Genomic DNA, 13,175 nt, shown 5'->3' with positions numbered 1-13,175 from the left:
GCGTGGCTGGTCCTCGGCGCCCTGGGCGTGACGCTGCTGGCCCTCGCCCTGCTCGTGGCCGACCGGCTGGCACGCTCCTTCCTGGGGCCGGTGCACTCGCTGACCGAGACCGCGACGCGGCTCGGCGAGGGGGATCTGAGCGCGCGGGTACGCCCGGGCGGGCCTCCCGAGGTGGCTGCCGCGGGGCGGGCGGAGAACCGGCTGGCGGTCACCATCGAGGACCTCCTGCGCCAGGAGCGAGAGAGCGTGGCGGACCTCTCCCACCGGCTCCGGACACCGGTGACCGCGCTGCGCCTCGACGCGGAGGAGCTCGGCGACCCCGTGGAGCGGGACCGGCTCTCACGAGACGTCGCCGAGCTGTCCCGCAGCGTCGACCAGCTCATCTCCGAGGCGCGCAGACCCGTCAGAGAGGGGGTGTCGGCTCATTGCGACGCCGCCCAGACCGTCCGCGAACGGGTCGGATTCTGGTCCGTGCTCGCCGAGGACACCGACCGGCGCTTCACCATGGACGTCCCGGAGCGCGCTGTCCCGGTGCGCCTCGCCCGGGACGACCTGTCGGTCCTGGTCGACGCCCTGCTCGGCAACGTCTTCGCGCACACGCCGGACGGGACCGGGGTGGAGGTCCGACTGCTCCCTCGCCCCGGAGGCGGGGCCCTGCTCGTCGTGACCGACGAGGGGCCGGGGATACCGGCGTTGGACCTCATCGAGCGCGGCCAGTCGACAGCGGGGTCGTCGGGGCTGGGCCTCGACATCGTCCGTCGCAGCGCCGAGGCCTCCGGCGGCTGGTTGCGTCTGGCGTCGGGGGAGGGGGGTGGCCTGCGCGTCATGGTCGAGCTCGGTCCGCCGGCCTGAACCCCCGCTTGTAATTGAGTGATCACTCAATTACCGTCGAGGAATGACCCAGGTACGTGCCCGGCGGCTGCCGGCGGCCCAGCGCCGGGAGGTCATCGTCGAGGCGGCGACCCCCTTGGTGCGCCGACAGGGCCGTGCGGTCACCACCGGCCAGATCGCCGCGGCAGCGGGCGTCTCCGAGGGCACGTTGTTCCACGTCTTCCCCGACAAGGACGCCATCATCGACGCCGTCGTCGACCGTGAGCTGCGTCCCGACGCCGTTCTCGCCGAGCTGCGCGCGCTCGACGCTGGGCTGCCACTCGCGCAGCGCGTGGCAGCCGTCGTGGAGGTGCTGAGACGGCGGCTGGGCTCGGTCTTCGAGCTGGTGACGTCGGTGGGGCTGCATCGACCGCCCCGGGGTGACGCCGGCCGCGAGGAGGCGAACCGAGCAGTCCTCGGCGTGGTCGCCGAGGTGCTGACCCCCGGCTCCCAGGAGCTGCGCTACCGGCCGACGGAGGCGGCTCGGCTCATCAGGCTGGTGACCTTCGCGGCGACCCATCCGGTCATCACCGAGCACGCGCCCTTGTCGACCGAGGAGATCGTCGACCTGCTGACGTACGGCATCCTGCGGGCCGACCCGTCTCCGGGGGCGAAGCCGTGCTGACCCGTCTCCTGCGGATCTACCTCCGGCCCTACGCCAAGCCGCTGGCCGCGGTCGTCGTGCTGCAGTTCCTCGGGACGCTCGCGGCGCTGTACCTGCCCACCCTCAACGCCGACATCATCGACAACGGCGTGGCTACCGGGAACACCTCCTACATCGTGCACGTCGGCGTGGTCATGCTGGGGGTGACCCTCGTCCAGGTCGTCTGCACCGTCACCGCCGTGTGGTTCGGCGCGCTGACGTCGATGGGGTTCGGCCGGGACACCCGCGCGGCGCTGTTCCACTCCGTCGGGGCGTTCTCCGCGCGCGAGATCGGCCGGTTCGGGGCCCCGTCGTTGATCACGCGGAACACCAACGACGTGCAGCAGGTGCAGATGCTCGTGCTGCTCACGTGCACGCTCATGGTGTCGGCGCCGATCATGTGCGTCGGCGGCGTCATCATGGCGCTGCGGCAGGACCTCGGCCTGGCCTGGCTCATCGTGGTCAGCGTCTCGGTGCTCGTGACCGCGATCTCCATCCTCGTGACGCGGATGATCCCGCAGTTCCGGCTCATGCAGGCGCGCATCGACACGGTCAACCGGGTGCTGCGCGAGCAGATCAGCGGCATCCGGGTGGTCCGCGCGTTCGTGCGCGAGCCCGTGGAACGAGACCGTTTCGCCACCGCGAACGGCCAGCTCACCGACACGGCCGTGCGCGTCGGTCGGCTGATGGCCTTCATGTTCCCGACCGTGATGCTGGTGCTGAACCTGTCCAGCGTCGCCGTGCTGTGGGTGGGCGGGCACCGCGTCGAGTCGGGGCAGATGCAGATCGGGGCCCTCACGGCGTTCCTCAGCTACCTCATGCAGATCCTCATGTCGATCATGATGGCGACCTTCATGATCGTCATGGTTCCGCGCGCCGCCGTGTGCGCGGACCGCATCATGGACGTCCTCGGCACCGAGCCGTCGGTGGTCCCGCCGGCGGAGCCGGTCCGCGCCACGGTGACCACCGGCACCGTCGAGCTGCGAGGAGTCTCCTTCAGCTATCCCGGTGCGGATGCTCCGGTGCTGCGCGACATCTCCTTCGTGGCCAGGCCCGGTCAGATGACCGCGATCATCGGGAGCACGGGGTCGGGCAAGACGACGCTGCTCTCGCTCGTGCCGCGGCTCTTCGACGCCACAGCCGGCATGGTGCTGGTCGACGGCGTCGACGTCACCCGCCTCGACCCGGCCGTGCTCCACGCCCGGATCGGGCTCGTGCCGCAGCGGGCGTACCTGTTCTCCGGCACGGTCGCCAGCAACCTGCGGTACGGCCGTCCGGAGGCGACCGAGGAGCAGATGTGGGCCGCACTGCGAACCGCCCAGGCGGATGACTTCGTCCGCGAGCTCCCCGACGGGCTCGAGGCGCCGGTCTCCCAGGGCGGGACCAACTTCTCCGGCGGCCAGCGGCAGCGGCTGGCGATCGCCCGCGCCATCATCCGGACCCCGGAGATCTACCTGTTCGACGACGCCTTCTCCGCGCTCGACCTGGCCACCGACGCGCGGCTGCGCGCGGCCCTGCGGCCGCTGACGGCGGACGCGACCGTCCTCGTTGTCGCGCAGCGTGTCTCCACGATCCTGGAGGCCGACCAGATCCTGGTGCTGGAGGACGGAGCCCTCGTCGGGAGCGGCACCCATGCCGAGCTCCTGGAGACCTGCCCGACCTACGCCGAGATCGTCACCTCCCAGATCCCGGCGGAGGCGGCGGCATGAGCCACCAGACGGCACCGCCCCGCACGGCACCGCCCCGCCCGCCGGTGATGCGAGGTCCCGCGGCGGCGATGGCCGCGGGGATGCCCGCCGAGAAGTCGTTGGACTTCTGGCCGTCCGCCCGCCGCCTGCTCGGCCAGCTCCGCCCCGAACGCGTCCTCGCGACCCTGGTCGTCGTCCTCACCGTCGCGTCGGTGAGCCTCGCGGTCCTCGGCCCGCGGATCCTCGGGCACGCGACCAACCTCATCTTCGAGGGTCTCATCGGACAGCACCTGCCGGCCGGGATCACCCAGCAGCAGGCGATCGAGGCCGCGCGTGCGAGAGGGCAGAACGGCTTCGCCGACCTGCTGTCCGGGATGCACGTCATCCCGGGCCAGGGGATCGACTTCGACGCGCTCGCTAGGACTTTGACACTCGCTGTGCTGGTCTACCTCGGAGCGGCGACCCTCATGTGGGGGCAGGCCTGGATCCTCAACGGGGTCGTCCAGCGCACCGTGCTGAGGCTGCGATCGGACGTCGAGGACAAGCTGCACCGCCTGCCGCTCAGCTACTTCGACGGCCGGCCACGCGGGGAGATCCTCAGCCGGGTCACCAACGACATCGACAACATCCAGCAGACCATGCAGCAGACCATGAGCCAGCTGCTCAACTCGCTGCTCACCCTCGTGGGCGTCCTCACGATGATGGTGCTCATCTCCTGGCAGCTTGCCCTCATCGCGCTGGTCTCGGTGCCGTTGTCCATCGTCATCACAGGGGTGATCGCGAAGCGGTCCCAGCCGCTGTTCGTCCAGCAGTGGGGGCAGACCGGTCGGCTCAACAGCCACGTCGAGGAGGTCTTCACCGGTCACGCGCTGGTGCAGGTCTTCGGTCACCAGCAGGACGCGGAGGAGGTCTTCGCCGAGCGCAACGAAGCCTTGTTCCAGGCCAGCTTCAGGGCGCAGTTCCTCTCCGGCATCATCATGCCGTCGATCATGTTCATCGGGAACCTGAACTACGTGCTCATCGCGGTCTTCGGCGGTCTCAAGGTCGCCTCGGGGACGTTGTCGCTCGGCGACGTCCAGGCCTTCATCCAGTACTCGCGCCAGTTCACCCAGCCGCTGACCCAGGTCGCCTCGATGTCGAACCTGCTGCAGTCGGGCGTTGCCTCCGCCGAGCGGGTCTTCGACCTCCTCGACGCCGATGAGCAGAGCCCCGACCCCGTCCGTCCCGCGCAGCTCGCGCCGCCCCGCGGTCGCGTCGAGTTCGAGCACGTGAGCTTCCGTTACACCCCGGACGCCCCGCTGATCGACGACCTCTCGCTCGTCGCCGTGCCGGGGCATTCGGTCGCGATCGTCGGTCCCACCGGGGCGGGCAAGACGACACTGGTCAACCTGATCATGCGCTTCTACGAGGTCGACTCCGGCCGGATCACCCTTGATGGCGTGGACATCTCGACGCTTCGACGGGAGGACCTTCGCAGCCGGATCGGCATGGTGCTCCAGGACACCTGGCTGTTCGCCGGGACGATTCGCGACAACATCGCCTACGGCCGCCCGGGCGCGACGGAGGAGCAGATCCGCGACGCCGCACGAGCGACGTACGTCGACCGCTTCGTGCACTCGCTCCCGGACGGCTACGACACCCGCATCGACGACGAGGGCAGCAATCTCTCCGCTGGGGAGCGCCAGCTCGTGACGATCGCGCGGGCGTTCCTCTCCGACCCGTCGTTGCTGATCCTGGACGAGGCGACGAGCTCGGTGGACACGAGGACCGAGCTGCTGCTGCAGAAGGCCATGGCCGCCCTTCGCACCGACCGGACGAGCTTCGTGATCGCGCACCGCCTCTCGACCATCCGCGACGCCGACCTGATCCTCGTCGTCGAGGCCGGCCGCGTCGTCGAGCAGGGCACCCACGAGGAGCTCATGGCACGCGGCGGCGCGTACGCGAGGCTGCACAACGCCCAGTTCGTCGGCGCCCTCGCCGAGGTCGACTGACCTTCTCGGGGAGTTGGCCCGATGGGGGACCCGGCTCTGCGCGCTGTGGCGACGCGATAGCGTCGGATCAGTGACGCGCGACCCGCGCGCGTCGGGTTGGAGTGAGGGCATGTCTGAGCAGATGGGCGCCATGGACCAGGCGGGGATCGTCGCCGCCGCCATCACCGACGGGGCGTACACCCTGTTCGTCGCGGACTTCGACGACACCGACTCCGCCTGGAAGGCCTACGAGGACCTCAAGTCGATCGAGGACGGCCGCCACGTGGAGATCGAAGGGGTCGTCGTCGTCAAGCGGAGCGAGAGCGGGGAGTTCGAGGTACAGAAGGCCACCGACCACAGCACCAAGCGGGGCCTGACATGGGGCATCGTCGGCGGTGCCGTGCTCGGTGTGCTGTTCCCGCCGTCGATCATCGGCAGCGCGGCGGTGGTGGGCGCGGCGGGCGCGGGTATCGGCAAGCTGCGCCAGCTGCACCACAAGAGCGAGCTCGAAGATGAGCTGCAGAACTCCATCCAGCCGGGCCACTCCGGCCTCGTCGCGCTGGTGTCGGACCCCGGCGCGGTCGAGATCCGCAAGGCCCTCGAGGCCGCAAACGCGATCGTCGAGTCGACCGTCGACAGCGTGGTGGCCAAGGACATCAAGGCGGCGGCCAAGGAGGCCGAGACCGAGGAGTCCACGAGCGACTGAGCCTGGGGCAGGTTCGAAAGGGCGTCCAGGGCGCTCCTGCGGCACGAGACGGCCGAGTCATCGGCCGTCTCGTGCCGCCTGACGTCGGGCGGTTGCCGCCTTCGTCGATGCGCGACGCTTGGCACTGGCCGGCGATCGAAGATCACGGTCGCCTCGTGGGCGATCGGTGACGTCGCGCCCGCCCGACGCCCGCGGGGTGGGAGGGCGCACCGCCGGCACCTTCTCCGCCCGCGCGGCTGCAAGCCGCTCGGAGCGCAGCCGAGCGGCCTCCTGGCGAGCGAGCGCCGTGAGTCGACGACTCACCCGGGCGAGTGCGTCCTCGAAGGCCTCCGCCTTGCTCCTGGCCAGCGTGTTGGTGGGTCGCGCCTTGCCTCGTCCGCCCGCCTGGCCAACTCGCGCGCTCGCCTGACGCCGGTACTGGCTCGTGTACTTGTTGCGGGCCTTGCGGATCCGGTCGTGGAGAGCGAGCACGCCGTCCTCGTCGAGCGCCTCCAGCGCAGCGCGCTCGGTCTCGAGGTACAGCCGTCTCTCGCTGTCGTTCAGCACCGCGAGCGTCGCCTTGTCCATGTCCTGGTTCCTCGTCTCTGCGGGTCGTCCGGTCGCCGCCCACCCCGCAGACACCCTAGGGCTGGCTGAAGGGAGATCGCGTCAGCGGGTCAGCGACCACACCGCGGACACTGCGAGCACGCCCGCGCCGTTCAGGGCCCAGTGCAGCCCGATCGGGGCCAGCAGGCTGTCGCTTCGCAGGCGCAGCCAGCAGAAGACGAACCCGACGGCGGTCGTCGCCAGCACCGCGCCCACCACGCCCAGCGCCTGCCCGGCAGCCCCGGAACCGAGTGGGCCGCCTACCGCCTTGTTGTCCTGCGCGAGGTGCAGGGAGGACGACACGTGCCAGAGCCCGAACAACAGTGAGGACACGATGACGGCGATGCGGGTGCCGTAGGCCCGGCGGAAGACGGCGAGCAGCACACCGCGGAAGGCCAGCTCCTCCGGGACCACCGTGCGGAGCGGGACGAGCACGAGGGCGACGAGGAGTGCGTGCGCGAAGCCGAACTGGTAGCGCTCGTCGTCGAACGCGGCCCTCGTGAGGGGGAGCGCGGCGACCACGGCCACGGCGGCCACGACGAGGCCGGCGGCCGCGAGGCCGTACCGCGCTCCCGCACGCCAACGGTCTCGGGCCAGTCCGAGCTCCGCCCACGTCAACCCTGCGCGCCGAGCGACCACCATGCCGAGCAGCGAGGCGACGGCGACCAGCCACGTCGCCGCGGGTCCCCCGAGGTGGGCGAGCAGCTGCGCTCCGGCCAGGAGCAGGACCACGACGACCGCGACGACCACCATGGAGCGCCGCTGCGTCGCGAGGCCCGGCGTCACCGGGTCATTCCACCAGCAACCCCCGTGCCGTCGCACTGTGGGTCAGACTGACCGGCATGCCGAAGTCGTCCTCGATGTCGCGTGCGGTCGGCTGGCCGCGTCGTCCGTCCCGGGGCGCCGGTGCCTGACACGATCCCGCAGCTGTTGCTCGCGGCCGCCGAACGAGACCCCGCCGGGATCTGGCTGCGTACCGACGCCGGCACCGCGAGCTTCGCCACGGCTGCCGGCCAGGTGGCCGCCCTCGCGGAGCGGCTCGACGAACAGGGCGTGCGGCCCCGCGACCTCGTCCTCGTGACGGCGCGCACGACGCCGCCGTACCTGCTGGCCTGGCTGGCGCTGTCGTCACTGGGCGCGGTGACCGTTCCCGTCGACCCGGCGCTTCGACCGGCCGAGCTGCAAGGGTTCCTCGAGCAGGTACGTCCGTCGTTCGTGCTCACCGACGAGTCGCTGCGCGCCGCCGCCGAGGAGGCGGGCCCGGGGGCGGCGCCGGTGCTCGACGTGGACGTCCTCGTCGAGGACTGGACCCGCCCGGTGAGCGGGAGCCCGCGCAACGGCGTCTCCCCCGACGACCTGGTCGTCCTCATCCCGACGTCCGGCACCACGGGTCGCTCGAAGCTGGTCATGCAGACGCACCGGGCCTACGCGTGGGCCGGCGAGGGCTTCCCCTTCTGGATGGAGCTCACCGGCGAGGATCGCCTGCTGACGTGCCTGCCGCTGTTCCACGTCAACGCCCCCGCCTACTCGGTGCTGGGCTCCCTGGCGTGCGGTGCCGGGCTGGTTCTGCTCCCGCGGTTCTCGGCGAGCGGGTTCCTCGACGCCGCCCGCCGCCACGGCGCGACGGAGTTCAACGCGATCGGCGCGATGCTCGAGATCCTCCTGCGTCAGCCGGGGCGGCCCGACGACGCCGACAACCCGCTCCGGTTGTGCTACACCGGCCCCTCGCCGGCCAAGGAGCGCCAGGAGGAGTTCGAGGCGCGCTTCGGACTGCGCGTCGTGTGCGGCTACGGGATGTCCGAGTCGACGTACGGGCTGATCTGGGCCCGAGGCACGCGACCGTTCGGGACCCTCGGCACGCCCCGCCAGCACCCGCGCCTCGGCGTGGTCAACGAGGCCCGGGTGCTCGACGAGGAGGGCCATGAGGTGGCGGTCGGGGGGACGGGGGAGCTGCAGCTGCGCAACCCGACCGTCACCCCCGGGTACTGGCAGATGCCCGAGGAGACGGCCCGCACCCTCGTCGACGGCTGGCTTCGGACCGGGGACCTCGTCACGGTCAACGCCGACGGCACCTACACCTTCGTCGCCCGCAAGAAGGAGGTGCTGCGCCGTCGCGGGCAGCTTCTCTCGCCGGCGGAGGTGGAGGACGCCATCGCCTCCCATCCCGACGTGCTCGAGGTCGCCGTCGTCGGCGTGGCGTCGGAGCTCTCCGAGGAGGAGGTGAAGGCGTACGTCGTCGCCCGGCCCGGCCGCCTCCTGGACCTCGAGGCACTCCGTACCTGGGTCGCCGAACGGCTCTCGGCGTTCAAGGTCCCGCGGTACTGGCAGCAGATCGAGGCCCTGCCGCGGACCCCCACCGCGCGGGTCGCCAAGCACCGACTGCCGGGCGGGCACCCACCCGAGGAGTACGACGCGCAACGTCGTGAGCAGGAGGGCACATGACCGAGTACCGCACGTCCATCGGGACGGCCGACGCCACGTCCATCCAGCTGCTCGGGCACGACCTCGCCGGGGAGCTCATGGGCAGGGTCGGGTTCGCCGAGTTGTCGTACTGGCTGGTGGCTCAGCGCCGACCGACGCCGGGCCAGCTGCGGGTCCTGGAGGCGGTGCTCGTCGCACTGGCCGACCATGGGTTCACGCCATCGGCCGTCGCGGCCCGGCTGACCCTGACCGGTGCTCCCGAGTCGGTTCAGGGGGCGGTTGCCGCCGGCCTCCTCGGCGGCGGGTCACGCTTCCTCGGAGTCACCGAGGACTGCGGTGCGTTCCTGGCCGAAGCATTGTCCGGCGTCGGCGCACAACCGAGCACTCCCGAGGGCTTCGACGACCTCGCCCGCACGGCGGTGCAGGGTCGCCGGGCGTCCGGACGGTACGTCCCAGGGCTCGGCCACCCCTTGCACAAGGAGCAGGATCCGCGTACTCCCGTGCTCTTCGGCATCGCCGAGGAGGAGGGATGTCTCGGACCGCACCTGGCCCTGCTCGCCGCGGTGGGCCGGGTGCACCCCGAGATCATCGGCCGCCCGCTGCCGATCAACGGTGCCGGGGCGTGCGGCGCGGCACTGTGCGACATCGGCCTGCCGGTCGGCGTGCTGCGCGGGTTCGCCTTGCTGGCCCGCACCGCCGGTCTCCTCGGCCATCTGGCCGAGGAGATGCGTCACCCCTTGGGCATGGAGATCTACGACGACATCGACCGGGCCGTCAGGTACGTCCCGCCGGAGGACTTGGACGCTAGATCCGGAAGAACAGGTTGAGCCACCGCTCGGCGAGGTCCCGGTCGCCGCGGAGGGTGCCGAAGTTGCCGCGGCCGAAGGCCGTGAGCACGAGGCTCCCGGCGTCGAACTCCAGGTAGGCCGGCAGGCTCTCGATCTCGCCGGGCTCGTACGCCAGCCCGTTGCCGTCCACCGAGATCCGGAAGTCGCCGGCGTTGCGCCCACCGACGCGGATGCCCAGCGTGAACGCCTCGGTGACGTCCTCGGGGCGGACCGTGGCCCGCCAGATCTCGAACATGAACGGCACCAGCAGGTCGGCGGCGTCGCCGCCCAGCCCGTGCGCGCGCCCGCTGCCCTGACGGATGTCCCAGGAGTGGACGCCGTAGTCCATCAGCTGCCCGGCGGCGTAGAAGAACGCGGGGACGGGGCCCATGTACGGGTGAGTCACGATCAGCCCGGTCCACTCATCCGGGCCCAACGGCTGGAGGATCTCCTGCATCTTGTGGAAGTCGGCGCGCAGCCGCTCCATCAGCTCGGCCTGGGGCACTCCCCTGAACCGGGTCGCGCCCTCGTTGGCCATGTCGGCCATGACCTTGAGGCCGTACGTCGGCGCGGGGACCTCGGTCGTGCCGCGAGCCGCGTCGAAGGCCCGGAAGTAGCCCTCGGTGGTGTCCACGATGTGCCCGACGATGTCGCGGGTCGTCCATCCGGCGCAGGGCGTGGGCCTCTCCCAGGCGGCGGGGTCGTCGGCCATCGCGAACATGGCCTCGGCCTCCTCACGCACGACGCGCAGGATCGTGTCCTTGCCCTCGTAGGTCATCGCGTTCCACTCGCTCATCGCTGGCTCCTCGCTACTCGTCGAGCTGGCGGCCTCCGAAGAACATCAACGGGTCGCTGAGCAGCTCGATCTGGATGCCGTCGGGGTCCTTGAAGTACATGGACTCCTGGATGCCTTGGTCGGGCCCGACATAGGCGATGCCTGCTGCGTCCAGGCGCTTTCGCAAGGCCTCCCACCGATCTCGCGGGACGGAGATCGCGATGTGCTGGACCGACCCGATGGACTCCACGCCGGGCTGCAGGCCGAGACCCGGGAAGTCGAAGAAGCCGAGCAGCGTCTGGTTGCCGAGGTCGAAGAAGAAGTGACTGGATCCCTTGTAGTCACGGTTCTCCACCAGCTCGACCAGGGGGAAGCCGAGCAGCCCCTGGTAGAATTCGATGGTCCGCTCGGGATCCGAGCAGATCAGCGCGGCGTGATGGATGCCCCGCCCGGGGGTGTCGCGCTCCGCCCGCGGCAGCAGGTACTTCTCGCGCAGCGCCGCCCGCCGCGCCTCGAGGTCGACAAGCTCGGCATCGGTCGGCATGCTGGCGGCCCCTCTCGTCGTGGTGCGACCCCCTTCGGCGAGACTAGCCATCCGGACATGGGGCGACCAGCCGAGGCGGACGCCGAGCGCACCCGCCCCGGACCGGCGTACGGACCATCCCGAGGCGACGGAGGCGGCACGTGGCGAGGACCGACGAGCGGGTGCGTCTGGAACGGCACGGCGCCGTCGCGGAGCTGGTGCTGTGCGCGGGGGAGCGCGGCAACGCGATCGACCACGCGATGGCACTCGCTCTCGGCGAGACGGTCGCCGAGGTACAGCGTCTCCTGGCATCCGGAGGCGGCCCGGCGGCGGTGCTGCTGCGAGCCGAGGGGCCCAACTTCTGCGTCGGCGGGGACCTGCGCGACTTCACCTCCCACACCCAGGGCGTGCGCGAGCACCTGGAGAGTGCGGCGGACGTCGTGCACGGCGCGATCCTGGGGCTGTCCACCCTGCCCGCACCGCTGGTCGTGGCGACCCAGGGGGCGGTCGCGGGCGGTGGGATGGGCATCGCCTTGACCGGTGACGTCGTCGTCGCCGCTCGATCCGCACGCTTCCGGATGGCCTACACCGCGGTCGGACTCACCCCTGATCTCGGCACGACCTGGCTCCTCCCACGTGTCGTGGGCCGCCAGCGGGCCCTCGACCTGACCCTGACCAACCGGACCCTCGGCGCCGAGGAGGCCCTCTCGTGGGGGCTGGTCAGCCGGGTCGTGGACGACACCGACCTCGACGTGTCCGCACGCGGCCTGGCGGCCGAGCTGGCGGGCGGTGCCACCCAGGCGCTCGGCGCGGCGAAGGCACTGCTGATCCAGGGCGCGGACGAGAGCGACCAGGCCGCGCAGCTCGCGCGGGAGGCGCGTTCGATCGCTGCTCACGCGGAGACCCCCTACGCCCAGCAGGCCATGCGCGCGTTCCTCTCGCGCTGAGTTCAGCGCCCCAGGACGTGGTCGACCGGCTCGATCCCGCCGGCGAAGCGGGCCAGGCCGAAGGTCGCGACATCGGCGTCCGGGGATCCCCCCTCGGCGAGGTCGGCGAGCACCTCGCCCATGAGGGCCGAGAACTTGAAGCCCTCTCCGGAGTCGCCGCACGCGAGGACGACGCCATCGGCCAGGACGTCGATGACGAAGCGGCCGTCGGGGGAGTCGGTCCACGAGCACACCTGAGCGTCGAGCGGTCTCGGAGGCACCGCGGTCAGGTCACGACGTACGCGCGCCGCGGTGCGCTCGACGAGCCCGGCGTCGGGCGTGCGGTCCAGGTCGCCCTCCACCCAGTCGCGCAGGGGCGAGTCCAGCCCCACCTTGTACCCGCGACCGGGTGTGGGCATGGCATAAAGACCCGGCTCGATCCCGGACGGGCCGTCGAACAGGCACGGCAGGTCGTCGCTCGCATGGGGATCAGCCGGCTCGCCGAAGTGGACGACCTGTTCCAGGTGCGGGCGCAGCGGCAGGTCCACTCCCAGCCCGCCGAGGAGGCGGCCGGCTCCGGGGCCGGCTGCCAGGACGACCCGGTCGAAGCGCCGTACGCCGGTCTCGTCAGCGATCTCGACCCCGTCCTCGTGGGGTTCGACCGCGTGCACGACCCGAGGGCTCTCCAGGCGGCCCCCCGCCCCGAGGAACAGCCGGGTCTGCGCCGCCAAGGACGAGGCGGCGAGAACCGGCCCGGCATCCTCCTGCCACACCGCGTCCCTGCCGTCGGCGCGCAGCCCCGGGAAGAACCGCGCAACGTCGTGCCCCGCGACCTCGGTGTAGCCGACCCCCACGCCGTCCAGGGCGGTGGCGACCGACGCCAGCCCGTCGTCGTCGCGCCACAGCAGGCCCCGCCGCAGGAAAACCGTCTCCCCGCTGCGTGCCGCCAGGCGCTCCATGGCTTCGACCGAGCGCCCCGCGAGTCGGACCCGCACGGGGTCGGGATGGGTCAGCCGCCACAGCCGGGTCGGCCCGGCAGACGACGACCACCGGTTGGCGACGCCGAAGCGGTCGAGCAGTACGACGTCGTGCCCCCGCCGCGCCAGCTCGGCGGCGGCCGGCAGTCCCCAGGCCCCCGCGCCGACGACGGCGCAGCGCAGCCGGCCCGGTGCGCTCATGCCCATCGCGGTCCACCCGCCCATCGACGTCCGCTGGCCGCGTCGGCCCACCCCGCGGCCCGG

General features: G+C 71.6%; 13 protein-coding genes. 8 read left to right on the top strand and 5 right to left on the bottom strand.

Annotated elements, in window-relative coordinates:
* From VMI11_00890 to VMI11_00870, 5 genes are all read left to right on the top strand, one after another.
* Positions 1-852 (top strand): HAMP domain-containing sensor histidine kinase (locus tag VMI11_00890; protein HTY70962.1); only part of this gene is annotated, 852 nt, incomplete at its 5' end.
* Between the two features lie 43 nt (positions 853-895).
* Positions 896-1,495, top strand: coding sequence for a TetR/AcrR family transcriptional regulator (locus tag VMI11_00885; protein HTY70961.1), 600 nt, complete (start codon positions 896-898; stop codon positions 1,493-1,495).
* Positions 1,489-3,222, top strand: coding sequence for an ABC transporter ATP-binding protein (locus VMI11_00880; GenBank protein ID HTY70960.1), 1,734 nt, complete (start codon positions 1,489-1,491; stop codon positions 3,220-3,222). Before VMI11_00885 ends, VMI11_00880 begins: the two co-directional genes overlap by 7 nt.
* A 47-nt stretch (positions 3,223-3,269) precedes the next feature.
* Entirely contained in the window at positions 3,270-5,192 is a 1,923-nt protein-coding gene (locus tag VMI11_00875) for an ABC transporter ATP-binding protein (GenBank protein HTY70959.1), read from the top strand.
* 109 nt (positions 5,193-5,301) lie between these two features.
* A complete protein-coding gene (locus VMI11_00870; protein ID HTY70958.1) occupies positions 5,302-5,877 on the top strand; it encodes a DUF1269 domain-containing protein in 576 nt (191 codons plus the stop codon).
* 57 nt (positions 5,878-5,934) lie between these two features.
* Here the strand turns inward: VMI11_00870 and VMI11_00865 are convergent, their stop codons facing one another.
* Complete coding sequence (locus tag VMI11_00865) at positions 5,935-6,444, bottom strand: hypothetical protein (protein HTY70957.1); 510 nt, start codon at positions 6,442-6,444, stop codon at positions 5,935-5,937.
* 81 nt (positions 6,445-6,525) lie between these two features.
* Positions 6,526-7,248: a CPBP family intramembrane glutamic endopeptidase gene (locus VMI11_00860; GenBank protein ID HTY70956.1), complete on the bottom strand. Its 723-nt coding sequence runs from the start codon at positions 7,246-7,248 to the stop codon at positions 6,526-6,528.
* A gap of 120 nt (positions 7,249-7,368) precedes the next feature.
* On the opposite strand from VMI11_00860, the gene VMI11_00855 reads away from it, so the two are divergent.
* Both VMI11_00855 and VMI11_00850 read left to right on the top strand, forming a co-directional pair.
* Entirely contained in the window at positions 7,369-8,904 is a 1,536-nt protein-coding gene (locus tag VMI11_00855) for an AMP-binding protein (protein HTY70955.1), read from the top strand.
* Entirely contained in the window at positions 8,901-9,710 is an 810-nt protein-coding gene (locus tag VMI11_00850; protein ID HTY70954.1) for a citryl-CoA lyase, read from the top strand. The genes VMI11_00855 and VMI11_00850 overlap by 4 nt, the downstream gene beginning before the upstream one ends.
* On the opposite strand, the gene VMI11_00845 is transcribed toward VMI11_00850, so the two are convergent.
* The gene (locus tag VMI11_00845; protein HTY70953.1) at positions 9,688-10,506 is read right to left on the bottom strand and encodes a maleylpyruvate isomerase family mycothiol-dependent enzyme; all 819 of its coding nucleotides are present in this window, start codon (positions 10,504-10,506) and stop codon (positions 9,688-9,690) included. The two genes, VMI11_00850 and VMI11_00845, sit on opposite strands and share 23 nt — an antisense overlap.
* Before the next feature lie 13 nt (positions 10,507-10,519).
* The gene (locus VMI11_00840) at positions 10,520-11,029 is read right to left on the bottom strand and encodes a VOC family protein (GenBank protein HTY70952.1); all 510 of its coding nucleotides are present in this window, start codon (positions 11,027-11,029) and stop codon (positions 10,520-10,522) included.
* A 140-nt stretch (positions 11,030-11,169) separates the two neighbouring features.
* Here VMI11_00840 and VMI11_00835 point away from each other — a divergent pair, with 140 nt between their 5' ends.
* The gene (locus VMI11_00835) at positions 11,170-11,955 is read left to right on the top strand and encodes an enoyl-CoA hydratase/isomerase family protein (protein HTY70951.1); all 786 of its coding nucleotides are present in this window, start codon (positions 11,170-11,172) and stop codon (positions 11,953-11,955) included.
* A 2-nt stretch (positions 11,956-11,957) separates the two neighbouring features.
* Here VMI11_00835 and VMI11_00830 read toward each other — a convergent pair whose 3' ends face one another.
* Positions 11,958-13,112: an FAD-dependent oxidoreductase gene (locus VMI11_00830; GenBank protein ID HTY70950.1), complete on the bottom strand. Its 1,155-nt coding sequence runs from the start codon at positions 13,110-13,112 to the stop codon at positions 11,958-11,960.
* Positions 13,113-13,175 lie beyond the last annotated feature (63 nt).

Source organism: Actinomycetes bacterium, from assembly GCA_035506535.1.
GTDB lineage: Bacteria > Actinomycetota > Actinomycetes > DATJPE01 > DATJPE01 > DATJPE01.
The sequence above is the reverse complement of the archived record's forward strand: the minus strand, read 5'-3'. Positions and strand labels throughout refer to the sequence as shown.